The 24,869-nt window shown below is 65.3% G+C and carries 21 protein-coding genes; 13 read left to right on the forward strand and 8 right to left on the reverse strand.

Annotated elements, in window-relative coordinates:
* Nucleotides 1-139: 139 nt before the first annotated feature.
* Nucleotides 140-1,183 (reverse strand): DNA polymerase III subunit delta, encoded by a 1,044-nt coding sequence (gene holA, locus FJ954_RS03030; protein ID WP_140660372.1) that lies wholly within the window; start codon nt 1,181-1,183, stop codon nt 140-142.
* A 574-nt stretch (nt 1,184-1,757) separates the two neighbouring features.
* Here holA and FJ954_RS03035 point away from each other — a divergent pair.
* The 4 genes from FJ954_RS03035 to lpdA all read left to right on the forward strand — a co-directional run bounded on the left by FJ954_RS03035 (nt 1,758) and on the right by lpdA (nt 7,024).
* The gene (locus FJ954_RS03035) at nt 1,758-2,990 is read left to right on the forward strand and encodes a 3-methyl-2-oxobutanoate dehydrogenase (2-methylpropanoyl-transferring) subunit alpha (RefSeq protein ID WP_140618175.1); all 1,233 of its coding nucleotides are present in this window, start codon (nt 1,758-1,760) and stop codon (nt 2,988-2,990) included.
* Between the two features lie 3 nt (nt 2,991-2,993).
* Complete coding sequence (locus FJ954_RS03040) at nt 2,994-4,007, forward strand: alpha-ketoacid dehydrogenase subunit beta (protein ID WP_140660373.1); 1,014 nt, start codon at nt 2,994-2,996, stop codon at nt 4,005-4,007.
* A gap of 17 nt (nt 4,008-4,024) precedes the next feature.
* The gene (locus FJ954_RS03045) at nt 4,025-5,353 is read left to right on the forward strand and encodes a dihydrolipoamide acetyltransferase family protein (RefSeq protein WP_140660374.1); all 1,329 of its coding nucleotides are present in this window, start codon (nt 4,025-4,027) and stop codon (nt 5,351-5,353) included.
* Between the two features lie 273 nt (nt 5,354-5,626).
* Complete coding sequence (lpdA, locus tag FJ954_RS03055) at nt 5,627-7,024, forward strand: dihydrolipoyl dehydrogenase (RefSeq protein ID WP_140660375.1); 1,398 nt, start codon at nt 5,627-5,629, stop codon at nt 7,022-7,024.
* Nucleotides 7,025-7,316: 292 nt separating this feature from the next.
* On the opposite strand, the gene FJ954_RS03065 is transcribed toward lpdA, so the two are convergent.
* Nucleotides 7,317-8,420, reverse strand: a complete 1,104-nt coding sequence (locus FJ954_RS03065; RefSeq protein WP_140660376.1) for a saccharopine dehydrogenase family protein — start codon at nt 8,418-8,420, stop codon at nt 7,317-7,319.
* Nucleotides 8,421-8,541: 121 nt separating this feature from the next.
* On the opposite strand from FJ954_RS03065, the gene FJ954_RS03070 reads away from it, so the two are divergent.
* Nucleotides 8,542-8,970, forward strand: coding sequence for an Lrp/AsnC family transcriptional regulator (locus FJ954_RS03070; RefSeq protein WP_140660377.1), 429 nt, complete (start codon nt 8,542-8,544; stop codon nt 8,968-8,970).
* A 66-nt stretch (nt 8,971-9,036) separates the two neighbouring features.
* On the opposite strand, the gene FJ954_RS03075 is transcribed toward FJ954_RS03070, so the two are convergent.
* From FJ954_RS03075 to FJ954_RS03085, 3 genes are all read right to left on the reverse strand, one after another.
* Nucleotides 9,037-10,407, reverse strand: a complete 1,371-nt coding sequence (locus FJ954_RS03075; protein ID WP_140660378.1) for an ATP-binding protein — start codon at nt 10,405-10,407, stop codon at nt 9,037-9,039.
* Between the two features lie 47 nt (nt 10,408-10,454).
* Nucleotides 10,455-11,138, reverse strand: coding sequence for a winged helix-turn-helix domain-containing protein (locus FJ954_RS03080; protein WP_140660379.1), 684 nt, complete (start codon nt 11,136-11,138; stop codon nt 10,455-10,457).
* Nucleotides 11,139-11,240: 102 nt separating this feature from the next.
* The gene (locus tag FJ954_RS03085) at nt 11,241-12,032 is read right to left on the reverse strand and encodes a hypothetical protein (RefSeq protein ID WP_140660380.1); all 792 of its coding nucleotides are present in this window, start codon (nt 12,030-12,032) and stop codon (nt 11,241-11,243) included.
* Nucleotides 12,033-12,277: 245 nt separating this feature from the next.
* On the opposite strand from FJ954_RS03085, the gene FJ954_RS03090 reads away from it, so the two are divergent.
* Complete coding sequence (locus FJ954_RS03090; protein WP_140660381.1) at nt 12,278-12,913, forward strand: isoprenylcysteine carboxylmethyltransferase family protein; 636 nt, start codon at nt 12,278-12,280, stop codon at nt 12,911-12,913.
* Between the two features lie 72 nt (nt 12,914-12,985).
* Here FJ954_RS03090 and FJ954_RS03095 read toward each other — a convergent pair whose 3' ends face one another.
* Entirely contained in the window at nt 12,986-13,471 is a 486-nt protein-coding gene (locus FJ954_RS03095) for a hypothetical protein (protein ID WP_140660382.1), read from the reverse strand.
* Between the two features lie 220 nt (nt 13,472-13,691).
* Between FJ954_RS03095 and FJ954_RS03100 the strand changes: the two genes are divergently transcribed.
* On the forward strand, nt 13,692-14,057 hold the full coding sequence (locus tag FJ954_RS03100; protein ID WP_140618195.1) for a RidA family protein: 366 nt from the start codon (nt 13,692-13,694) through the stop codon (nt 14,055-14,057).
* Nucleotides 14,058-14,089: 32 nt separating this feature from the next.
* Nucleotides 14,090-15,319, forward strand: a complete 1,230-nt coding sequence (locus tag FJ954_RS03105; protein ID WP_140660383.1) for an amidohydrolase/deacetylase family metallohydrolase — start codon at nt 14,090-14,092, stop codon at nt 15,317-15,319.
* A 214-nt stretch (nt 15,320-15,533) separates the two neighbouring features.
* Here the strand turns inward: FJ954_RS03105 and FJ954_RS03115 are convergent, their stop codons facing one another.
* The gene (locus tag FJ954_RS03115; protein ID WP_140660384.1) at nt 15,534-17,324 is read right to left on the reverse strand and encodes an NAD(P)/FAD-dependent oxidoreductase; all 1,791 of its coding nucleotides are present in this window, start codon (nt 17,322-17,324) and stop codon (nt 15,534-15,536) included.
* Between the two features lie 132 nt (nt 17,325-17,456).
* A complete protein-coding gene (locus tag FJ954_RS03120) occupies nt 17,457-18,395 on the reverse strand; it encodes a MurR/RpiR family transcriptional regulator (RefSeq protein ID WP_140660385.1) in 939 nt (312 codons plus the stop codon).
* A 313-nt stretch (nt 18,396-18,708) separates the two neighbouring features.
* Between FJ954_RS03120 and FJ954_RS03125 the strand changes: the two genes are divergently transcribed.
* From FJ954_RS03125 to FJ954_RS03150, 5 genes are all read left to right on the forward strand, one after another.
* A complete protein-coding gene (locus FJ954_RS03125) occupies nt 18,709-19,536 on the forward strand; it encodes an ABC transporter ATP-binding protein (protein WP_140618202.1) in 828 nt (275 codons plus the stop codon).
* The gene (locus FJ954_RS03130) at nt 19,533-20,375 is read left to right on the forward strand and encodes an ABC transporter permease (RefSeq protein WP_140660386.1); all 843 of its coding nucleotides are present in this window, start codon (nt 19,533-19,535) and stop codon (nt 20,373-20,375) included. Before FJ954_RS03125 ends, FJ954_RS03130 begins: the two co-directional genes overlap by 4 nt.
* A gap of 72 nt (nt 20,376-20,447) precedes the next feature.
* Nucleotides 20,448-21,611 (forward strand): ABC transporter substrate-binding protein, encoded by a 1,164-nt coding sequence (locus FJ954_RS03135; RefSeq protein WP_140618206.1) that lies wholly within the window; start codon nt 20,448-20,450, stop codon nt 21,609-21,611.
* Nucleotides 21,612-21,965: 354 nt separating this feature from the next.
* Entirely contained in the window at nt 21,966-23,057 is a 1,092-nt protein-coding gene (locus tag FJ954_RS03145) for a Gfo/Idh/MocA family oxidoreductase (RefSeq protein WP_140660387.1), read from the forward strand.
* Nucleotides 23,058-23,247: 190 nt separating this feature from the next.
* The gene (locus tag FJ954_RS03150; protein WP_140660388.1) at nt 23,248-24,684 is read left to right on the forward strand and encodes an amidase; all 1,437 of its coding nucleotides are present in this window, start codon (nt 23,248-23,250) and stop codon (nt 24,682-24,684) included.
* The last annotated feature ends 185 nt before the right edge of the window (nt 24,685-24,869 follow it).

Consider the following 24,869-nt stretch of genomic DNA (forward strand, 5'->3'; position numbering starts at 1 on the left):
TTATGCGGTACAGCGTTACTCCCGGCGGTCGGCGCCGCCCCTCATCCCCCTGCCGGGACCTTCTCCCCGTATAGAAACGGGGAGAAGAGGCTGGGTGTGCGACGCCGGCGCCTTTCTGCGACGCCGGCGGCCAATTTCTCTACCGCTGTCCCAGCCTCGCGCTCTCCACCGCGATGCCGAGCAGCGCCTGCCTTGCGAGCGCGACGGACAGGTCGGGGCGTCGCCGCGTCTGCAGCACGGCCTGATGCAACCGGGTCAGCGCGCGGCCGAGCGCTTCGCTGTTCCAGCGCTCCAGGGTCTTCTCCACCAGCTTGCGCCTGGAGAAAAAGACCGGCGGGCGCGCGGCGGCAACGACGGAAGCGGCGTTGCGGCCGCCGGTCTCCATCTGGCCGCGCATGACCTGGATCTGCTGCAGCTGCCGCATCGCCGAGGACAGCACCTGGAACGGCTGACCGCCGCCCTGGCAGTGGCGCGTGAAGGCGGTGTCGAAGTCGCCGACCTTGCCTTCGAGCAGCGCGTCGACGGCGTCGTCGTAAGAGGCGCCGGACACGTCGCCGGACATGGCTCTCACCTCTTCCAGCCCGATCTCCTTCTGGCCGTGGGCGTAGAGGACGAGTTTTTCGATCTCACCGCGCGAGGCCAGCCGGTCGCCACCGAGATTGCGGCGCAGCGCCTGCCGTGCCTCCAGCGTGATCGCCATGCTGGCCTTGCGCAGTTCGTCATCGATGACCGTGTCGATGTCACGGGCCTCATCGGCGTAGCAAGGCAGCGCCATGGCATTGTCCGCGCCCTCGACCACGGCGCGCAGCCCGACGCCTTTCTTCAGATCGCCGGCCTCAATGAGAATGATGGCGTCCCGCACCGGCTCCGCCGTCAGCGCCTTGACGTCGTCGGCCAGAGCCTTCTGGCCGCTGGCATTGCGCACCCAGAGCAGCCGCCGGTCGGAAAACATCGGCACGGTGCGGGCCTCGTCGAGCAGGCGGCCCTCGTCGCGATCGACCTCCGAACCCTCGAGCCTGACCACCGAGAACGGGTCGTCGAGCGGCAGGCCGGTCTTTCCGGCAAAGGCCTTCGCCCGTTCGGAGACAAGGCCGCGATCGGGGCCATAAAGCAGGACGATCGAGATGCGCGGATCAGGTCGCGCCAGCCAACCGTCGACCTCGAAAGCTTTCTTCTGTGCCATGGAGGGTGGTTAGCATGATGCGGGGATGGAGTGAACGTCTTCCGGTTCGGATCGCCAACCTTGGCCCATTCCTCTCCCTCCGGAGGGGGGAGAGGTGGCCCGGCGAAGCCGGGACGGAGTGGGGGAAGCCGGTCCTCAAATCCGCAGGCACTGGCACTCATCACAGCGCCTCAATCAGGGCGAGGCGTCGTCCCGGCTCGAGATAACGCCCGAGCCAGGTCGACCCCCACTCCGTCGAGCTGCGCTCGCCACCTCTCCCCCGATCGACGGGGGAGAGGAAGGGCGCCAAGGCTGGCGAAACCCCAATTTTTCCCCTGCTCGCGGAGGCACAAAAGGAGGCGTGGAACCAAGTCTCGCCAGCCAATCACTTTATCTGGCGACAAACACGGCACAACCATGCGCCAAATTGCGTGCGGCCGCCCAACATCGACAAGAAATTTCGCGGACATATCTTCATCTTGAGTGGGGGAGGCCGGATCGGCCGGCGCGGCCGGAACCGACACCCTGACGCATTCGCACTGGCGGCGCGGATATGCAAATATCCCTGCCAGGCAACATTGGAGGACTTGAGGTCATGGCCGATGCTGGGATGTTGCGGTTTCACGTTCCGGAGCCGGAAGTGCGGCCGGGCGGGACGCCTGATTTCTCCAATGTGACCATCGCCGAGGCCGGCTCCGTGCCACGCCCCGACATCGACGTCGATCCGCGCACCATCCGCGACATGGCCTTTTCGATCATCCGGGTGCTGAACCGCAATGGCGAGGCCGTCGGGCCGTGGGCCGGGCTGCTTTCCAGCGAGGAATTGCTGGAAGGCCTGCGCAACATGATGACGCTGCGCACCTTCGATGCGCGCATGCAGATGGCGCAGCGCCAGGGCAAGACCTCCTTCTACATGCAGCATCTCGGCGAGGAAGCGGTGAGCTGCGCCTTCCGCAAGGCGCTCAGCCCCGGCGACATGAATTTCCCGACCTATCGCCAGGCCGGCCTGCTCATCGCCGACGGCTATCCGATGGTCACGATGATGAACCAGATCTATTCCAACGAGGCCGATCCGCTGAAGGGCCGTCAGCTGCCGATCATGTATTCGTCGAAGGAGCACGGCTTTTTCTCGATCTCGGGCAATCTGGCCACGCAGTACATCCAGGCGGTCGGCTGGGCGATGGCGTCGGCGATCTCCAACGATTCCAGGATCGCCGCGGCCTGGATCGGCGACGGCTCGACGGCGGAATCCGATTTCCATTCGGCGCTGGTGTTCGCCTCCACCTACAAGGCGCCGGTCGTGCTCAATGTCGTCAACAACCAGTGGGCAATCTCGACTTTTCAGGGCATCGCGCGCGGCGGCTCGGGCACATTCGCGGCCCGGGGGCTCGGCTTCGGCATCCCGTCGCTGCGCGTCGACGGCAATGACTATCTGGCCGTGCACGCGGTGGCCAAATGGGCGGCGACAAGGGCGCGGGACAACCTCGGGCCGACGCTGGTCGAATATGTCACCTACCGCGCCGGCGCCCATTCGAGCTCGGACGATCCCTCCGCCTACCGGCCGAAGACCGAGTCCGACGCCTGGCCGCTCGGCGACCCGGTCGTGCGGCTGAAGAACCATCTCATCAAGCTCGGTGTCTGGTCGGACGAACGGCATGCGCAGGCCGAGGCCGAAATCCTCGACACGGTGATCGCGGCGCAGAAGGAAGCGGAAAGCCACGGCACGCTGCATGCCGGCGGCAAGCCGTCGACGCGCGAGATGTTCGAAGGTGTGTTTGCCGAGATGCCGCCGCATCTCAGGCGCCAGCGCCAGCAGGCGGGAGTCTGAGCCATGCCAAGACGGACCATGATCGAGGCCATCCGCGACGCCATGGACGTGTCGATGGAGCGCGACGACAAAGTCGTCGTGTTCGGCGAGGACGTCGGCTTCTTCGGCGGCGTTTTTCGCGTCACCCACGGGCTGCAGGCCAAATATGGCAAGAGCCGCTGCTTCGACGCGCCGATCAACGAATCCGGCATTGTCGGCTCGGCCATCGGCATGGCCGCCTATGGTTTGAAGCCCTGCGTGGAAATTCAGTTTGCCGACTACATGTATCCGGCCTACGACCAGCTGACGCAGGAAGCCGCAAGGCTGCGCTACCGCTCGAATGGCGATTTCACCTGCCCGATCGTTGTCCGCATGCCGACCGGCGGCGGCATTTTCGGCGGCCAGACGCACAGCCAGAGCCCGGAAGCGCTGTTCACCCATGTGTCGGGCCTGAAGACGGTGGTGCCGTCCAACCCGCACGACGCCAAGGGGCTTTTAATCGCGGCGATCGAGGACCCCGATCCGGTGATTTTCCTCGAGCCGAAGCGGCTCTACAACGGCCCGTTCGACGGGCACCACGACCGGCCGGTGACGCCGTGGTCGAAGCACGAGCTCGGCGAGGTCGCCGACGGCCATTACACCGTGCCGCTCGGCAAGGCCGCCATCCGCAGGGCGGGCGGAGCGGTCACGGTGCTCGCCTACGGCACCATGGTCTATGTCGCGCAAGCGGCCGCCGAGGAGACTGGCATCGACGCAGAGATTATCGATCTGAGGACGCTGCTGCCGCTCGATCTCGATACGATCGTGGCTTCGGTCAAGAAGACCGGGCGCTGCGTCGTCGTGCACGAGGCGACGCTGACCTCGGGCTTCGGCGCCGAGCTTTCGGCGCTGGTGCAGGAAAACTGCTTCTATCACCTGGAGGCGCCGGTCGCCCGCGTCGCCGGCTGGGACACGCCCTATCCGCATGCGCAGGAGTGGGAGTATTTTCCCGGTCCCGCGCGTGTCGGCCGCGCTTTGCTTGAAACATTGGAAGCCTAGAGTGGGGGAGGCCTGAGATGGGCGAACACATCATCAAGCTGCCCGATGTCGGCGAGGGTGTCGCCGAGGCCGAGCTCGTCGAATGGCATGTGAAGATCGGCGACATCGTGCGCGAGGACACGGTGCTCGCCGCCGTGATGACCGACAAGGCGACGGTCGAAATCCCGTCGCCCGTCGATGGCGAAATCCTGTGGCTGGGCGCCGAGATCGGCGACACGGTGGCGATCGGTTCACCGATCGTGCGGCTGAAAGTGGCGGGCGACGGCAATGTGAAACCCGGCAAGGAGGCTGAACCGGCGACCGGGGCCGAGCCGCCCGTCAGGCTGCCGAGCCCGAAGCCCGAAGCCGCTTCGCCGCCCAAGCCGGCAAAACCCGCCGAGACACCGGCGAAACCCGCATCGTCGTCGTCGGCGCCGAAAACCGTGACGCGCTCCTCGGCTTCGGGCGCGCCGCGTCCGGAAGGCGAAAAGCCGTTGGCCTCCCCCGCTGTCCGCTTGCGGGCGAAAGAGGCGGGCATCGATCTCAGGCAGGTGGCGGGGACCGGTCCGGTCGGCCGCATCGGCCACGAGGACCTGGAGGCGTTCCTGGCGCGCGGGCCGCAATCGGCCAGGGCGCCGGGCCTCGCCCGCGACGACACCGTCCAGGACATCAAACTGGTCGGCCTGCGGCGCAAGATCGCCGAGAAGATGACGCTGTCGAAGTCGCGCATCCCGCACATCACCTATGTCGAGGAGATCGACGTCACGGCGCTCGAGGAATTGCGCGCCGCGCTCAACAAGGAAAAGCGTGTTGCCAAGAGCGGCGCGGAGAGGCCGAAGCTGACCTTGCTGCCGTTCCTGATGCGGGCGATGGTCAAGGCGATCGCGGACCAGCCCCAGCTCAATTCCCTGTTCGACGACGAGGCCGGCATCATCCACCAGCATGGCGGCATCCATATCGGCATTGCCGCGCAGACACCGTCGGGACTGGTGGTGCCTGTCGTCAAGCATGCCGGGGCGCGCGATGTCTGGGACTGTGCCGCCGAGGTGGGCAGGCTGGCGGAGGCTGCCAAGTCGGGAACGGCGACGCGTGACGAGCTGTCCGGCTCGACCATCACCATCACCTCGCTCGGCGCCATGGGTGGGATCGCGACGACGCCTGTGATCAACCACCCGGAAGTGGCGATCATCGGCGTCAACAGGATGATGGTGCGGCCGGTTTGGGACGGCACCCAGTTCATCCCGCGCAAGATGATGAATCTGTCGTCGAGCTTCGACCATCGGGTGATAGATGGCTGGGACGCGGCGGTGTTCATCCAGCGGATCAAGGCGCTGCTGGAGACGCCGGCGCTGATTTTCGTGGATTGAGGGAGATGTGATGCGTTCTCGAGTTTCCATTGGCGGGCGCCGCGCAGCCCCTCATTGCCCTGCCGGGCATTTCTCCCCGTATAGTGACGGGGAGAAAGACGCCGTTATCCATGGTTTCGCCAATCGGCAGCGTTGCAGACGAGGGCGCCAACATCGCGGCCAATCCCTTCTCCCCGTCACTATACGGGGAGAAGGTGCCGGCAGGCGGATGAGGGGCAGCGCTGGGTTGAATGGGAGGACGTTGACGGCTCTCACGACAAGGAAGCTGCCAACATGAAGGAAATCTCCTGCAAGCTGCTCGTCATCGGCGCCGGTCCGGGCGGTTATGTCTGCGCCATTCGTGCGGGACAGCTCGGCGTCGATACGGTCATCGTCGAGGCTGCGAAGCCCGGCGGCACCTGCCTCAATGTCGGCTGCATCCCGTCCAAGGCGCTGATCCATGCGGCGGAGGAGTTCGAGAAGGTTTCGAACATGGCCGGCGGCAACAGCCCACTCGGCATTTCGGTCACCGCACCGGTGCTCGACCTGGCCAGGACCATCGCCTGGAAGGACGGGATCGTCAGCCGGCTCAATAGCGGTGTCGCCGGCCTGCTGAAGAAGGCCGGGGTGAAGACCGTGCATGGCTGGGCGAGGTTTCGCGATGGCAAGACCGTCGAGGTCGAGACCGAGACCGGAAGCCAGGTGATCCGGGCCGAGACGATCGTGATCGCCACCGGCTCGGCGCCGGTCGAGTTGTCTTTTCTTCCCTTCGGCGGGCCTGTGATCTCGTCCACCGACGCGCTGGCCCTGAGTGAGGTTCCCAGGAAACTCGCTGTCGTCGGTGGCGGCTATATCGGGCTCGAACTCGGCATGGCCTTCGCCAAGATGGGTGCGGGGGTCACCGTGGTCGAAGCCTTGCCGCGCGTGCTGGCGCAGTATGACGCCGAGCTGACCCGGCCTGTCGTCAAGCGGCTCTCCGCGCTCGGGGTCGAGGTGATGCTGGGCGCCAAGGCCAAAGGGCTGTCGACAGACGGCGATGCCCTGCTGGTCGAGACATCGGACGGCAAGAGCACCAAGGTCGCCGCGGACAAGGTGCTGGTGACGGTCGGCCGCAAGCCGGTGACGGAAGGCTGGGGACTCGACCAGATCGATCTCGACAGGGCCGGAAAGTTCATACGGATCGACGACCAGTGCCGGACCTCGATGCGCGGCGTCTTCGCCATCGGTGACGTCACCGGCGAGCCGATGCTGGCGCACCGGGCGATGGCGCAAGGCGAAATGGTCGCGGAGATCGTCGCCGGCCACAAGCGCGGCTGGGACAAGCGCTCGATCCCGGCCGTCTGCTTCACCGATCCCGAGCTGGTGACGGCGGGTCTGTCGCCCGAAGAGGCCAAGGCGCAAGGCGGCGAGATCAAGATCGGCCTGTTCCCCTTCGCCGCCAATGGCCGTGCCATGACCAAGCTCGGCGAAGACGGGTTCGTCCGCGTCGTGGCGCGCGCCGACAATCACCTGGTGCTCGGCCTCCAGGCCGTCGGTCAGGGTGTGTCGGAACTGTCGGCGGTGTTTGGGCTGGCGCTGGAAATGGGCGCCAGGCTGGAGGACATCGCAGGGACGATCCATGCCCATCCGACGCAAGGCGAAGGGTTTCCGGAAGCCGCGCTCAAGGCGCTGGGCCACGCGCTGCATATTTAGAGCTCCCCCTCTCCCGCGTCAGGCGTAAAGGGGGAGGAGTTGCTCGATTGCCCCAGGCTCCTTTCCTCTCCCTCCGGAGGGGGGAGAGGTGGCGCTGCGAAGCAGCGACGGAGTGGGGGAAGCCGGTCCTCAGACGCACCGCCGCTGAAAACTCATCACAAGCCTCAATCAGTCAGGACGAGGCATCACCCCGGCTTGAAATAACAAGCCCGAGCCAGGTCGACCCCCACTCCGTCGAGCTTCGCTCGACACCTCTCCCCCGGTCGACGGGGGAGAGGAAAGGCGCCGGCGCTCACCCCGCCAGCCGGCTTACCATTTCATGCTGGGCATAGGCGCGGCCGAAGCGGTTGGCGAGGAAGGCGTCGAGCGCGATTTCCTCCTGCTTGACGAAGCCGGTCGCCGGCAGCGATCCGTCCGCCAGCATGTCGAGCACGGCGCAGATGCCAGACGCGGTGGTGATCTGGATGGCGCTGCGCACCGTCTGGCCGATGCGCCGGGAATAGATCTTGTTGGCGTAGGTCTCCTGCAGCAGGCGGCCGTTCCTGCGGCCCGAGACGGTGACGAAGACGATGACCACGTCCTGCAGCGTCGCCGGCAGGGCGCTTTCGAAAATATCCTTCAGCACGTCGCGGCGGTGGCGCAGCCCAAGGTCGTTGAGCAGCGCCTTCATGATCGCGGCGTGGCCGGGATAACGGATGGTGCGGTAGTTCAGCGTGCGTACCTTGCCCTTCAGCGTCTCGGCCAAGGTGCCCAGTCCACCGGAGGTGTTGAACGCCTCGTAGGTGACGCCGTCGAGCGAAAACTCCTCGCGCTCCTCCAGCGGCGGCACTTCGACCAGCTCGCCCTCGACGATCGCCTCGCAAGGCTCGCAATATTCGTTGATGACGCCGTCGGTGCTCCAGGTCAGATTGTAGTTCAGCGCGTTGGACGGGTATTGCGGCAGCGCGCCGACGCGCATGCGCACGCTTTCCAGCGTGTCGAAGCGGCTGGCGAGATCGTTGGCGACGATCGAGATGAAGCCGGGCGCCAGCCCGCATTGCGGGATGAAGGCGCTCTTGGCGGTACGGGCCAGCTCCTTGACCCGCCTGGTCGAGACGACGTCCTCGGTGAGATCGAGATAATGCACGCCGGCGCTGGCCGCCGCCTCGGCGATGCGCGTGGTGAGGTGGAAGGGGGCGGCGCTCAGCACCGCGAACTTGCCGGCGAGCGCGGCTTCCAGCGCACCGGGCGCCGCGATGTCGAGTTCCAGCGTCTCGACACCGACAGGGACTTCCGCCGCGGCGAGCTGCGCCGCCGAGCGGTCGAGGAGAGTGACCTGATAGTCGCCCGTCGCGGCAAGCATTTCGGCGATGGTCGAGCCGATTTTGCCGGCCCCGACGATAATGATTTTGTTCATGTTCAAATTCCCCTGCGATCCGAGTTCGCGGAAATCATCGCAGCTTGCCTGTCGAAAGGAAGCGTGGAATTCTACAAAGTGAACCCTATCTTTTGCCGATCTGCCGAAGTATTTCGTCGAAATGCTCAGTGATTCCGAACAAGCCCTGCTCTCGCTGCTGCGCGCCAACGCGCGCGCCTCGACGGCCGAACTGGCGCGGCGGCTCGGCGTGTCGCGCACGACGGTGCAAAGCCGGATCGAGCGGCTGGAGCAGCGCGGCATCATCACCGGCTATGGCGTCAGGCTGGCGCCGGACTATGAGCAGGGGCTGGTCAGGGCGCATGTGCTGCTCACCGTCACGCCGAAGCTCGCCGACAAGGTGGTGCGCAGCCTGCAGGCGCTGCCGCCGGTCAGGACGCTGCACTCCGTCAGCGGCAATTTCGACATGATCGTCATCGTCGACGCGCCGTCGATCCGCGACCTCGACACGCTGCTCGACCAGATCGGCGCCATGGAGGGGGTGGAGCGGACATCGTCGTCGATTATTTTGTCGACACGGATCGACCGCTGACGTGACGGCAGATCTCCCCCCTTGCGGGGAGATGGCCGCGACGCCGGCTTTCCCTAACTTCCGAGGTTAATCCACCACCAGTGGAAAACTCACCACCACGGCCAGGCCCGGCCGGCGGTCCTCAAGCGCAATGGTCGCGCCGTGCAGCTCGGCGACGGCCCGGACGAGGCTCAGTCCGAGGCCGCTGCCGGGGGTCGAGCGGCTGTGGTCCAGCCGGTAGAGACGCTGAAACACTTTTTCGCGCTCGCCGGCGGGAATGCCGGGGCCATTGTCGGCGACGCCGGCAAGCACGCGGCCGTCCCGGCGCGTCACCGAGAGTTGGATGGATGTGCCGGGCGGACAATGGCGTAGCGCATTCTCGACCAGGTTGGCGAACATCTGCGTCAGCAGTTCACGGTCGCCATGAATGCGGTCCGTGGTCTTGTCCAGTTCCGCAGCCGACAGCACCTTGCCGTCGTCCTCGGCCACGCCGGCGTAGATCTCGGCGATGGTCCCGAGGATCTCGCCGAGATCGACGTCGGTGAAGCGCGCCTTGCGCGCGCCGGCCTCGATCTGAGCGATGCGCAGCAGCGCGTCGAAGGTCTCGTTGATCTGGTGGCCCTCGGCGCGCGCGTCGGCCAGATCGTCGGAGACGTCCTGGCGCCGTGCGGCCTTGTCGGCGGCGCTCTCCAGGATCATCTGCAGGCGGTTGAGCGGCGTCTTCAAATCATGCGCGATGTCGGCGCTGACCTGCTTCATGCCCTCGACCAGCGCCGACAGGCGGTCGAGCGCGGCGTTGATCTGGCTGGAGACGATGTCGATGTCATCGTCCTTGCCGGTCAGCGGGATGCGGGTGTCGAGGCGGCCATGCGAAACGTCGACCATCGTGGCGGCAATGCCGTCGAGACGGCGCTGGACGCGCGAGGCGAGCAGGGCGCCGCCGGCGACGGCCAGGCCGGTGATGATCAGCGTCGCCCAGCCGAAGCTCATCAGCATGATCGTTTCCAGCTCCTCGGTCTCGGAGAGGCTGAAGGCGATGGTCAAAGTGTTGGCGCCGACCGGACCGGAATAGGCCCGGTATTCGGTGTCCGGCGGCAGGCCCGGCATTTCGGCGCCGAACATCGAGAAACCGTCGGGAAGCCCCGCCGCGGTGAAGTTGCCCGCAATACGGTTGCCGGCGGCGTCGGTCAGCGAAAAGAGCTGCTCCTTCCCAGGGCTGCGCGCGGAGTGGTTTTCGACGGTCTCCACCAACTCCCTGAGATCCTTGTCGGCATAGGTCGCGGCGATGACGGCATAGGTCTCGCTGATGGTGTCGTCGAGCTGCTCGGCAAGGTCGGCGCTCATCATCTGGTAGACGATGGCGCCCGCCAGCACGAAGGCCAGCATGAACAGGAAGGCGAACGTCAGGGCAAGCCGGAATGGCGTGCTGCGCAGCAGGCGGGTCCGGGTCACGGTCATCGGAAAGTCGCCGTCATGGGAAGTTCGCGGTCATCGGAAGGTCGCGATCACTGGGAGAGCGGCGCGTGCAGGCTGTAGCCGGTGTTGCGGATGGTGTGGATGAGCTGGGTACCGAACGGCTTGTCGACCTTGGTCCGCAAGCGGCTGATATGGGTTTCGACGACGCTGGTCTTAGGGTCGAAGTGGAAATCCCAGACCCGCTCCAGCAGCATGGTGCGGGTGATGACGCGGCCCTCGCCGCGCATCAGCACCTCGAGCAGGCTGAACTCCCTCGGCTGCAGGTCGATCGGCTGGCCCTGCCTGACGACGCGCCGCATGATCAGGTCCATTTCGAGGTCGGCGACCCGCAGAACGGTCTTCTGTTCCTGCGCGGCCGGCCGCCGGCCGAGCGCGTTGATGCGGGCAAGCAGCTCGGAAAAGGCGAAGGGCTTGACCAGATAGTCGTCGCCGCCGGCCTCGAGCCCCTCGACGCGGTCGTCGATGCCGCCGACGGAGGTGAGGAAGATCGCCGGCGTGCGCACGCCGGCGGCGCGGACGGCCTTGACCATCGACAGGCCATCGAGGCCCGGGATCATCCGGTCGGCGACGATCACGTCGTAGCCGCCGCCGGTCGCGGCGAAAAGCCCGTCATGACCATTGCGCAGGAGGTCGCAGACATGGCCGGCCTCGGTCAGGCCGCGCACGATATAGTCCGCCGTCCTGTGGTCGTCCTCGACGAGAAGTAGCCGCATCGCTGTTCCCTGGCTGCCGGTATCCGGGACAGGCTATCACCGGCCTGCTCCCGTTCCTAGGATGGTCGCCAACCGGCCACGCCTGCGGCACCCGCCTGCGGCTCACTCCGAATCCAGCAGGATGTCGTCCATCTCATCGGCATTATTCCTGAGCGTCATGTAGAGAACGAGCGCAATGATGCAGCCGAGGAAGATCAGGCTGGTGTAGGTGGTGCCGAGACCGAGGCCGCCATATTCGGCTGGCTGCGACAGCCAATCGCCGAAGGAGGCACCCAGCGGACGCGTCAGTATATAGGCGAGCCAGAAGGCCAGGATGGCATCCAGATGGATGAGATACCAGGCGAGCGCGATGAGCGCGATGACGCCGCCGAACAGCAGGCCCGTGGTCAGATAGCCAATGTCGAAAGTTTCGGCGACCAGATCGCCGGCGGCGGTTCCCAGCGAGAAGGTGAAGAGAATCGCCAGCCAGTAGAAGATCTCGCGCCTGGTCGTGAAGATGGTGTGGATCGAAAGCGTCCGTTCGCTCGCGTACCAGACCGCGAATGTCGCCGCGAGCACAACGGAAAAGGCGATCGTCGTGGTCTGCAGGCGCACGCCGAAATTGTCGACGAGGTTGTCCGTGATCAACGTGCCGACGACGCTGATCAGCACCACCGCCAGCCAGTAGGCCCACGGCACGTAGCGTTTGTGCGCGAACTGCAGAGCGAGGGCGACGACCAGCACGCCGGTCATGATCAGCGAGGTGACAGTCAAGCCGAGGCCGAGGTTGACGGCGAGATAGTCCGCCGCCGTCTCGCCCATGGTCACCGCCATCAGCTTGACCAGCCAGAAGTCGAGGGTGACGTCCGGCACCCTGTTTTGGCTCGGTGTGGGGTGTGTGTGGGGTGCGAGCATGGCTGATGTCCCGATGCCGATGGTTGCGCCGGCGGCGGAAGCGATCCGGCATTCGGATGATAGGCAAGCGACTTCTCGCCAGCCTGTCCGGCGCCATACAAATTCGTAAGGATGGCGGTGGCCGACGCGAAAGGCCTTTACGAATGCCTCGCGATGCGCTGATAGAGGATGAACGCCTTGTATCCGCCATCAATGGCGTGCCCCAGTGGCCGGGCCTGCACTAGAGTGCCCAGGAAAACGCGAAAATGACCTACGCTTCCCTCAAGCCGGTTTCCCAGGCTTTCGACCAGCGCAAGCGGCTGATATTCATCCGGGTCGCGGCGGTGCTGGCGGTGCTGCTGCTGTTCCTGACCAAACCGGCGCTCAGCGAAGGCTCGAACGGCCACGAAACGCTCGAATTCTTCGGCTTCTGCCTGGTGCTCGCCTGCGTCGCCGGCCGGCTGTGGAGCATCCTCTATGTCGGCGGCAAGAAAAACGAGGAGCTGGTTTCGGCGGGTCCATTCTCGATGAGCCAGAACCCGCTCTACTTCTTCTCGACGGTCGGCGCGGTCGGCGTCGGCCTGCTCTACGGCTCGCTGGTGGCCGCCGCCGCGCTTGGCGTCGCCAGCTTCCTGATCTTCCGTGTCACGGCGCGCAAGGAGGCCGAATATCTCCTGGGCAAGTTCGGCCCGGCCTACAGCGCCTACATCAAGGCGACGCCCCGGTTCTGGCCAAACCCGCTGCTCTACCACGACAATGACGAGCTGCAGTTCTCGACCCGGGCGCTGAGGCGCACCTTTTTCGACGGGCTCTATTTCCTCGCCATCTTCCCCGCCATCGAGCTGATCGAGTATTTCAGGGAGACAGGCGTGCTGTTCCCGGCCTTCATCACGCTGTACTGAGCAGCTCGCCACGGGAATTGGCGCGGCTGATCGGCCATCGCGACTGTCGATGGCTATTCATGGAAATCGAAACTAGCTTCCCAGCGGATAAGGCATGTAGCCGACGAAGCCGGCTATCTTCCAGCTCGCGCCGACCTTTCGGCAGAAATACAGTGTCTGCCATTTCAGCCGGTCGACGCTGCCATCCGCCTTGGCGACGCTGCCGTCGAACTTCTTGTGCAGCACGGCGCGGTCGCCGTCGACATCGATGTCGCGCAGATTGGTAACGCGAAACAGTGCCTCGCGCAGCGGCTCGGCGAATTTGGTCGCCGCCGTTTCCTTGGCCTGGCGCAGCCACTCGTCGCGATAAATCTCCAGCCGCGGGAATTGCAGCCGCCAGGCATCGGCATTGGCCAGGAAATGCGCATGCATGCCGAAGAAGCTTTCGGCGATGAAATCGTCCTCGACCATGGCCCAGTCCTGGCCGATGAAGGCGTCGATGTCGCGCCGCACCAGCATCTCCCACAGCGCGTGACGGTCGGCGTCGCCGGGAGGGAACGGGTTCTTGTCGAAAGTCATTCTCGGGGTCTCCGGTTTAGCGAGGGCGTCTGTCCGTCGTGGCGTCGAGCCCGTCCGGCAACGTGCACGATGCAAGCGCTTCTGTAATAAAGCAACACGGATTTCGAACAATGTTGCTTTCCAACAAGGGCCTCTATCGGGATTGCCGCGATCGCGGTAAATCTCGTCGCAAAGCGGGCGCCACCTCGGTGTCCGGCCATGTCATCGGAGGAGCCGTCCCTTGCCCAAGCAGACTTTCGGAACATCACACGTGCCGCTGTCGCCCGCCGTGCGGGCCGGCGATTTCGTCTTTGTCTCGGGCCAGGTTCCCGTCGGCGGCGACGGCATCGTGGTCAAGGGCGGCATCACGGAGCAGACCGAGCAGGTGCTCGCCAATGTGAAGGCCGCATTGGCGCTCGCCGGCTGCACGATGGACGACGTGGTCAAGACCACCGTCTGGCTCGAGGACGCGCGTGACTTCGGCGCCTTCAACGCTGTCTATGCCAGGCATTTTCCGAAAAATCCGCCGGCCCGCACCACGGTCGAATCGCGGCTGATGATCGACATCAAGATCGAAGTCGAGGCTGTCGCCTACAGACCGGCCTGAGACGGCAATTCGGCCAATCGGAGGTTCCAACAATGCAATTCGACCTCCTCGTGAAGGGCGGGCGGCTGATCGACCCGGCGGCCGGCATCGATGCGCCGCGCGATGTCGCCATCGCCAATGGCCGCGTCGCCGCGATCGACGCCGACATCCCCGCGACCAGCGCCGCCCAGGTGGTGGACGCCACCGGTTGCATCGTCGCGCCCGGCCTGGTCGACCTGCACAGCCACGTCTATTGGGGCGGCACTTCGCTCGGTGTCGACGCCGACAGGCTCGCCGCCAAGAGCGGCACCACCACCTTCATCGACGCCGGCAGCGCGGGCGCGGGCAATTTCCTGGGCTTCCGCCGCCATGTCATGGAGCGTTCGAAGGTGCGCATCCTGGCCTATGTCAACATTTCCTTTGCCGGCATTTTCGGCTTCTCGCAAACGGTGTCGGTCGGCGAATGCAGCGATCTCCGTCTTTGCGAGCCGCGCGAGGTGGTGGCGGCGGTGCGCGAGCACGCCGACGTCGTCGTCGGCGTCAAGGTTCGCTCCGGCAAGCATGCCGGCGGCACAAGCGGCATCGCGCCGGTCGACCTGGCGCTGGAGGCCGCCGACAAGGCCGGCCTGCCGCTGATGGCGCATATAGACGAGCCGCCGCCCGGCCGCTCCGAAGTGCTGCCGCGCCTGCGCCGGGGCGACATCCTCACCCACTGCTTCCGGCCCTTCCCCAATGCGCCGGTGTTCGCCTCCGGCATGGTGCGGCCCGACATGCGGCTGGCGCGCGAGCGCGGCGTCATCTTCGATCTCGGCCATGGCATGGGTTCGTTTGACTTCGAGGTCGCCCGCGCCATGCTGGCCGAAGGGTTGGCGCCCGACGTCATCTCGAGCGACGTGCACCTCTACTGCGTCGACGGGCCGGCCTTCGACATACTGGTCTGCATGTCGAAGCTGATGGCCCTCGGCATGCCGCTGGTCGAGGTTCTGCGCGCCGCGACGCAGGCGCCGGCGCGGGCGATCGCGCGGCCCGACCTCGGCACGCTGACGATCGGGACCGCCGGCGACGTGGCCGTGCTGCGGCAGCGGTCAGGCCGCTTCACCTTCGTCGATGCGGTCGGCGCCTCGCTGGTCGCCGACCAGCGGCTGGTGTCGGAAGGCATCGTCGTCGGAGGCATTTGGTGGCCGAACGAGGCGGTCGACGATGTCGGCGAGACCGAGCGCTTCGTGGCCCATGCCAACCATACGCATGTCGAGGTGGCGGCCAGGCATTTCGGGCATCGGTAGGATTAACCGATATCGAGGAGGCTGCGCGATTGACGAGCGGCTTCCCCCACTCCGTCTCGGCTTCGCCGAGCCACCTCTCCCCCCTCCGGAGGGAGAGGAAGGGAGCCAAGGTCGGTGAACTTGCGCCTTTCCTCTCCCCCGTCGATCGGGGGAGAGGTGTCGAGCGAAGCTCGACGGAGTGGGGGTCGACCTCTCACCGAAGCATGCTTCCGCCTCACCGCCGCGAATTGCTCGGCGCCCCATAAACCGGCGTCTCGATCCCTTCCATTCGCGCCTTGATCTGCAGCGCGACATATTTCGAATAGAAGCGCGACAGCGCGAGATTGCCGCCGTGGAACCACAGTGCTTCCTGCGCCGTCGGCTTCCACATGTTGCGCAATTCGCCTTGCCAGGGGCCGGGGTCGCCCTTGACGCCGGAGCCGAGGCCCCAGCAGGGGCCGACCTTGTCGGCGACCTCGCGCGAGACGAGAGCCGCCACATTCTCGTTCATCGACTGATAGCCGGTGCAGGCGACGATGGCGTCGGCCTCGAGCTCGCTGCCGTCCTCGAACAGGATGCCTTTCGCCGTCAGCGATTTTATCGCGACGCCGCTGCGGATGCCGACCTTGCCGTCGATGATCAGGTCCGAGGCGCCGACGTCGATGTAATAGCCGGAGCCGGTGCGATAGGCCTTCATCAAAAGGCCGGTTTCGTCGTCGCCGAAATCGAGCGCGAAGCCGGAGGCGGCCAGACGCTCGTAGAATTCGGCGTCGCGCGCGCGGATGACGTCGTAGAGCGCGCGCTGGCCCTTGGGCACCAGCGCGAACGGCGTCGCGGCGACGATCATGTCGGCCTTCTCGGTGGTGATGCCGCGTGCCAGCGCGTCCTCGGAGAAGATCTCGAAGCCGACCTGCATCAGCGTGTCCGACTTGACCACCGTGGTCGGCGAGCGCTGGATCATGGTGACGTCGGCGCCGCTCTCCCAGAGATCGACGCAGATGTCGTGGCCGGAACTGGCCGCGCCGATGACGGCGATCTTCTTGCCGCGGAATTTCTCGCCGCTGGCATACTGGCTCGAGTGCAGCAGCTCGCCCTTGAACTGGTCGGAACCCGGCAGATCGATCTTGCGCGGCGGACCGTAGGCGCCGGTGGCGAAGACGATGTGCTTCGGCTTCAGCGTGATGCGCTGCCCGACGCGGTCGACCACCACGGTCCATTCTTTCTCCGCCTCGTCGTAGCTGGCGCTGAGGCACCTGGTGGCGACCCAGTAATTCAGCTCCATGACGCGCGTGTACATTTCCAGCCAGTCGCCCATCTTGTCCTTGGGCGTGAAGACGGGCCAGTTGTCGGGGAACGGTATGTAGGGCAGATGGTCGTACCAGACCGGATCGTGCAGCACGAGCGTGCGGTAGCGGTTGCGCCAGGAATCGCCCGGCCGTGCGTTCTTCTCGATGACGATGGTCGGCACGCCGAGCTGCCGCAGCCGTGCGCCGAGCATGATGCCACCCTGGCCACCGCCGATGACCAGGCAATAGGGTTGCTCCGTTACGCCGAGTTCGCGCGCCTCGCGTGCCCGCGCCTCCGACCAGGTCTCGCGTTCCGGGTCCGCCTTGTGGCGCACGCCCAGCGGTCGCGCCGCGCCCTTGCGCTCCTCGTGTCCCTTCAAGTCGGTCATCGCCGTGAACAGGGTACGGCAGCGGCCATCGCGCAGCCGCATGATGCCTTGGCCCGTGGCCGCCGCCGTCTCGAAGGTGAACCAGGCCTCGATCGTGCCTTCATCCGAGGTTGCCTCGCCGGTGAGCTGCCACGCGCCAGGCTTCGTGGTCGCCAGCGTTGCTGTCAGCATGTCTGCGATGGCCTCGCGGCCTTCCATCGTCGTGACGTTCCAGGTGAAGGCCAGCAGGTCGCGCCAATAGCAATCGTCGACGAACAGGTTGCTTGCGGCCGACAGGTCGCCGGATTCAAGCGCCTGCGAAAACGAGCCAAGCCATGCGGCCGCCTGTTTGGATGGTGACTTTTCGAGCATTTCTTCCCTCTTGCATACGTCCGATCCGTGTATTGGGACGGTACCTGTCGAAGTCGGCGCTGCCCCTCATCCGCCTGCCGGCACCTTCTCCTCGTATAGTGGGGCTCCTCGTATAGTGACGGGGAGAAGGGGCTAGTCTCCCAGCGGCTCCATTTCCTTGCCCGTGCGGTGGATCTGGGCGTTGTATTTGATGCGGCGCACGGTCTCGCGGGCCGGGCCGTCGAGCTTGTAGGCCGACGCCACCGCCAGGAGGTCGATCATCGCCAGGAAGGCGAAGCGCGAGGCCGTCGGCTTCAGCGTGTCGGGATATTCGGGCACGGCAACCGTCAGCCTGACGTCGCAGGCGCGGGCGAGCTCGGTATCGGGCGCCGTCACGGCGATCGCGTTGGCGCGGTAGTGCTTGGCGAGTTCGACCGCCTCGATCACCTCGCGCGTGCGCCCGGTCGCCGAGATGGCGATCACCAGGTCGCCGGGCTTCAGCGTCGAGGCGGTCATGCGCATCAAATAGGGGTCGCACTGGGCGCTGATCGAGATGCCATAGCGAAACAGCCGGTACTGAGTTTCCTGCGCCAGCGCCGAAGAGCTGCCGCCGAGCCCGAACACGGTGACCTGGCGGGCCCGGGCGATCAGCTCGGCGGCCTTGTCCAGCTCACCCGGATCGAGCTGCCGCTCGGCTTCCTGCAGCGCCCGGCGCGCTTCGCCGAACACCGCGTTCCAGAACGGCATGGCGGCGTCGCCCTCCCTGGCCGGCGACGTGTCCAGGTAGAGCGCGCCGACGACGAGGCTCTGCGCCAGCTTCAGCTTGAAGTCGCGCACGCCCTCGCAGCCGATGGCGCGGCAGAACCGGGTCACCGTCGGTTCGCTGACGCCGGCGCGCTGGGCCAGCGCTGCGTTGGAGGCATCGACGGCATATTTGACATTCTCGAGCACGACATCGGCGACGCGGCGTTCGGCCGGGCGCAATTCGCCGTAGGAATCCTTGACCAGCGAGATGATGTCGGGAATGCGCCGGACGGGTTCGCCCCCGGTTCCCTCTTCGTCCGCGATCGGATGGCTGGCAGCTTCGGTCATGAAGGCGGTGTTCCCTAGCCCGTTTTCGACCTGACCTCTTATCATGTTTGCACGCTGTCGTTCCATGCGCAGGACGGCGCTGCAACCGATGCGTGCCGCGAGGGCATTCGCGTGTGCGCCTGCCAAATCATGTAGGAAAGCAACACAGATTTCAAGGTAAAGAATAGCACGCCAAAACAGATAGTTATGCCTAGCAGTCGGTTCTCGTCCCATGCTCGCCGCCGTCGGCGCTTGACAGCAAAGTAGGATAGTTACACACTGATTTTTGACAGTCTGATGACCTTTGGATCATCACGCAATCTCCGAGGGGCGGATGAACGCGGGCGAGATAACAACGCCGAAGCTTGGCGTGCAGGCAGCGACCAAGATCTATCACACGGCGTCCGGCGACCTCTTGGCGCTGGACCGCTGCAGCCTCGACGTCAGAGCCAATGAAATCGTCTCGATCGTCGGCCCGTCCGGTTGCGGCAAGACCACGCTTTTGTGGTCGATGTCGGGGCTGCACGGCCTGACAAGCGGCGCGATCAAGCTCGACGGCAAAGAGATTTCCGGGCCGCATCCCGATATCGGCATCGTCTTCCAGGAAGCCAACCTCCTGCCCTGGCGCAATCTCGACGCCAACATCCGCTTCCCCTTCGAGATCAAGGGCGAAAAACCGGACCGCGCCTGGATCGCGCATCTGCTTAACCGCGTCGGCCTCGACGGTTTCGGCGGCAAGTTCCCGCGCGAGCTTTCGGGCGGCATGCAGCAGCGCGCGGCCATCGTGCGGGCGCTGGCGCTGAAACCATCGGTGCTTTTGATGGACGAGCCGTTCGGCGCGCTCGACAGTTTTACCCGCGAGGAGATGAACCGGCTGGTCGAGGAGATCTGGCTCGACACTAAGACCACTATCGTCTTCATCACCCACTCGATCGAGGAAGCGATTTTCCTCTCCGACCGCGTCGTGGTGCTGAGCGCGCGGCCGGGTCGCGTCGCCAAGGAATACCGCGTGCCGTTCCCGCGGCCGCGCTCGCTGGAGATCATGGCGACGAAGGAGGTGTTCGACCTCACCAACCGGATCAAGATGGACATTGTCGGAGAGCGCACCAGACCGAAGGCGCCGGAGCGCCCGAGCGCCGAGATCGTGAGGATCAGGCCGTGAGCGACGCCATTCCCGAATTTTCGAAGTCGAAATCAGGCGATGGGCAAGACGTCAGCCTGACCAACCTCTCGGCCTTCGCCAGCGGCCCCGGCATCAAGTCGGGCAAGGAGGTGGCGGCTATCCTCGCCGTCGCCGTCATCATCATCGGCGGCATCGAACTGGCGCTGCGGCTGTTCCATGTGCCGCTCTACATCATGCCGCCGCCGAGTTCGATCGCCTATGCGCTGTTCGACGAGTTTCCGCTGATCGCGCCGCATCTCGGCTATACGCTGGTCGAGCTGGTGTCCGGCTTTGCCGTCGGCGCCGCCGTCGGTCTGGTGCTGGCCGCCGTCATCACCCAGTTCCCGTTCGCGGAAAAGATCGTCGCGCCATATATATTGCTGCTGGTCACCACGCCGATGCTGGCGCTGGTGCCGCTGCTCATCTTGCGCTTTGGTTTCGGCTACACGCCCCGTATCATCGCGGTGGCCCTGGCCGCGGGGCCGATGGTGATGATCAATGCCGCCACCGGCTTTCGTCGCGTCGACAGCGCCAAGATCGCGCTGGCGCGGTCCTATGGCGCTAGCACCTTGCAGATCTTCTGGAAGATCCGCGCGCCGATGGCGCTGCCGATGATCCTGGTCGGGCTGATGATCGGCGCCATCTTCGGCCTGCTCACCGCCGTCGGCGCCGAGATGGTCGGCGGTGGCTTCGGCCTCGGCAACCGGCTCACCACCTACTCGTCGATGATCCAGATGCCGCAATTCTTCGCCGTGGTGCTGATCCTGTCGATGCTCGGCATCCTGATCTATGTGCTGTTCTTCCTCATCGGCAAGAAATGGGCGAGCTGGGAGGCTTGACGCAGAAGCAATGACCACGCCCGGGAGGCGGGCGGCAAGGCAGACTGACATCAAACAAAAAAGGGGAATGCCATGACCAAAGACAATTTCATCCAGCAGGCGGGTATGAGCCGCCGCATCTTCCTGCAGGTGACCGGCGCCGGGCTGGTGACGGCGACCGCGCTCGGCGCCACCGGCCTCCGGGCGAGGGCCGAGGCCTATGGAAAATTCACCTGGATCTCGCCGCGCGGCACGCTCGAAGTGCTCGACGACTACCCCTACTGGGCGGCCAAGAAGGCCGGCTATTTCGACGGGCTCGACACCGACATGCAGCCGGGACCGTCCGACGGCACGGCGACGGTGAAGTTCGTCGATGTCGGCCAGGCCGATATGGGCTTTCCCTCGCCCGGCGTGTTCTCCTTCGCCATCCAGAACGGCATGAAGCTGAAGTCGGTGTTCCACATGGGCGCGCGCGACACGTTCAGCATCGCCTTCCGCAAGGGCGAGGGCTCGAACGACCTGAAGAAGCTCGAAGGCAAGACCATCCTGCTTGGTTCCGCAGCCTGGCAGTCGATCACCGATCCGCTGCTTGCCGCGCAAGGCGTCGACATCAAGAAGGTCAAGTATGTCGAGGCCGGCTGGCCGACCTGGGGCACCGCGCTTGCCGGCGGCCAGGGCGACGCGGCGCTGTCATGGGAAGGGCTACGCGCCGAATGGATCGCCAAGGGTCTCGATTTCGAATACTGGCTCGGCGTGAAGAACTCGAAACTGCCGGCCAATACCTTCGTCGTGCGCGCCGCCGATCTCGAGGATCCCGACAAGAAGGCGTTCCTGGAAAAATACCTGCGCGGCTGGGCGATGGGCCTTGAGTTCGGCTATCAAAATCCGCGCGCGGCGGTCGAAGCGGTGTTCGAGCAGTTCCCGACGCTGGCCAAGAACCTCGGACCGGAGCTCGGCACCACCTCGATCCTGCAGCAGATCAACGTCTTCCGCGGCGACATGGACAAGCGCGGCGGCTGGGGGTCGCACGACATGGCGAGCTGGCAGGGCTTCTTCGACGAGATCCACAAGATCGGCCAGATCACCAACCCGGTGAAGGCCGAGGATGTCTGCAGCAACGACCTGATCCCGGCCGCCAACGACTTCGACAAGGCCAAGGTCAAGGCCGACGCAGACGGCGTCAAACTGTCGGAAGGCTTTGCCGCGCTCGATGTCGAGAAGATCAAGGCGCACCTGTTCGATTCGGCGGTGAAGTAGAAGCGCGCAAGCGAAGGCCATGACGACGCCACTCCTCATTGCCCTGCCTTGGCTCCTTTCCTCTCCCTCCGGAGGGGGGAGAGGTGGCGCCGCGAAGCGGCGACGGAGTGGGGGAAGGCGGTCGCTAAACGCGCAGTCGCTGCGGGACAGGCACAATCTGGCGAAGTAACCTCAGGCGGGCGGCGAAGGTCGACCCCCACTCCGTCGAGCTTCGCTCGACACCTCTCCCCCGATCGACGGGGGAGAGGAAAGGGCCGGGCAACGAGCGGCGGCGCTGACCTGAGGTGATTGTCCGGATAAACACGCGGCAACCGGTCGCCGCGCACAATTCAATCCAGAACCTGGGAGATAACGGTGGCCGACAAGGTGAAAGTACTGGTGGTGGGTCTCGGCAATATGGGTGCGTCGCACGCCAGCGCCTATCATCGCTCGGAGGGGTTTGAGATCGTCGGCATCATGAGCCGCTCGATCAGGAGCAGCACGAAGATCCCGGCCGAACTAGCCGGCTATCCGCTCTACGAGGATTTCGACCTGGCGCTGGGGGAGACCAGGCCGGACGCGGTCTCGATCAACAGCTGGCCGAACACCCATGCCGAATACGCGCTGAAGGCGATCGCGGCGAACTGCCACGTGTTCATGGAAAAGCCCTTGGCCACCAACATCGAGGACGCCGAAAAGGTGGTGGCGGCCGCGCGAGCGAAAAACCGCAAGCTGGTGCTCGGCTACATCCTGCGCGTCCACCCCTCGTGGATCAAGTTCATCGAGGTTGGCAAGACGCTCGGCAAGCCGCTGGTCATGCGGCTCAACCTCAACCAGCAAAGCAGCGGCAGCGCTTGGCACTGGCACAAGAACCTGATCGATTCGCTGATCCCGATCGTCGATTGCGGCGTGCATTATGTCGACGTCATGTGCCAGCTGACCGGCGCCAAGCCGGTGCGCGTGCATGGCATCGGCGCCAAACTATGGGCCGAAGCCGACAAGCAGAATTACGGCCACTTGCATGTCACCTTCGATGACGGCTCGGTCGGCTGGTACGAGGCCGGCTGGGGCCCGATGATGAGCGAGACGGCCTACTTCGTGAAGGATGTCGTCGGCCCGAAAGGCGCGGTCTCGATCGTCGCCGGCCAGCAGGCGAGCAGCGCGGCCGAGTTGGCCGAAGTGTCGAACTCCGCCGACATCGACCGCCACACCAAGACCGACGCGCTGAAGATCCATTATGCGGCCGTCGACGGCGACAAGAATTTCAAAAAGCCCGACGAGATCGTCAGCATGGAGGACGAGCCCGGCCACCAGGAACTGTGCGACCGCGAGCAGGCGTTCTTCCTGCGCGCCATAAGCGAGGACCTCGATCTGACCGAGCAGATGGACGCGGCGGTCAACAGCCTGCGCATCGTGCTCGCGGCCGAACAGAGCATCGAGCTGGGACGGACGGTCGAGCTGGCCTGATGCTATCCGGTTGCTGGCGCTGGAGGCGGCACCGGCAGCGCAGGAGTTTCATCCTTCTCCCCGTCACTATACGGGGAGAAGGTGCCGGCAGGCGGATGAGGGGCGGCGCCTACATTTGTAATTAGCCGGTAGCGACAGCTCGCGCATTCCTGAGCGCGATGTCGAGGCAACGCAAATTTGGGAGTGAGACATGGTCACCGACAGTCTTTTGAAGACCTATGCCGAGTCCGACGCGCTTGGCCTCGCCGCGCTGGTCCGCGGCGGCCAGGTTTCGCCGGCGGAACTGGTCGAGGCGGCGATCACGCTGGTCGAACGGTTGAATCCGTCGCTCAACGCGGTCATCCATCGCCTCTATGACATGGCGCGCGCGCAGGCCGCGACGGTCGACAGATCGGCACCCTTTGCCGGCGTACCATTCCTGCTCAAGGAACTGGCCTCGTCCTGGACGGGTGCGCCCAACACCAATTCCTGCTTCTACCTCAGAGATGTCGTCGCCGATTTCGACACCGAAGTCGTTCGCCGCATGAAGGCGGCGGGACTGGTGCTGGTCGGCAAGTCGAACGCGCCCGAAAACGGCTGGTCGATCACGACGGAACCAAAACTCTACGGCACGACGAAAAACCCGTGGAAGGAAGGCATCACGCCAGGCGGCTCGAGCGGCGGCGCGGCCTCGGCTGTCGCCTCGCGCATGGTGCCGATCGCGGAGGCCAGCGACGGCGCCGGCTCGATCCGCATCCCCGCCTCCTGCTGCGGGATCGTGGGCCTGAAACCGTCGCGCGGCCGCGTCAGCCTGGCGCCGTTCGGCGACTATTGGTATGGCGGTGCCTACTTCCTCTGCTGCTCGCGCACCGTGCGCGACACGGCGGCCTATCTCGATGCGGTGGCCGGCGCGCTGCCCGGCGAACCCTATACGCCGCCGGTGCCGGATGCCTCCTGGCTCAGCCTGTCGGCGCGTGCGCCGAAAAACCTGCGCATCGGCTTCACCGTCACGCCGCCCAACGGCACCGCCATCGATCCGGAGGTGAAGGCGGCGGTGCTGGCGACCGTGGCCGCACTCGAGCGGTTGGGGCATCATGTCGAGGAGCACGACATGCCGCTCGATGCCGACGGCGTATGGGCGACCTACACCAACATGACCTGCGTGCAGACGGCGGCGACCTTCGACTCCCTGGAAACGGTGATCGGCCGGCCGGCGACGCCAGGCGATGTCGAGGCGGTGACCTGGGCGATCATCGAGCGCGGCCGCGCCACCAGCGGGGTCAGGCACATCTCCGATGTCGAGCAGCTCCGGCAGGTCGGCCGCGATATTGTCGGCGATCTCAAGGCCTATGATCTCTTCATCACGCCCACCTTGACGCAACTGCCGCGGCCGTTCGGCTATTACGATATGTCGGAGACCGACATCGACCGCTACAACGCCAAATGGACGGATGCCGTCTTTGCCTTCCCCTTCAACATCTCCGGCCAGCCGGCGATCTCGCTGCCGCTCGGCTGGTCGCACGGCGGCGTGCCGGTCGGCGTGCAACTGGTCGGCCGCTACGGCGACGAGGCGACGGTGCTGGCGGCGTCGGCACAGCTGGAACAGGAAATGCCATGGAGGGACAGGCGGCCGCCGGTGAGCGCTTAGTGACCTGTACGGAGGTTTGATCGCTGGACGGCAAAACCTTTCCCGTCGTCATCCTGGGGCGTAGCAAGGAGCGCAGCGACGCAGCGCAGATCCATGCCGCGACATCAAAGCGTTCCCGGCGGTCCAAAATTCTGCTCCGCTGCACCCCACGGAAAGGTCACGGCATGGATCCTCGGGTCTCCGCG

Origin of the sequence: Mesorhizobium sp. B2-3-15 (assembly GCF_006442875.1) — a bacterium.
GTDB lineage: Bacteria > Pseudomonadota > Alphaproteobacteria > Rhizobiales > Rhizobiaceae > Mesorhizobium > Mesorhizobium australicum.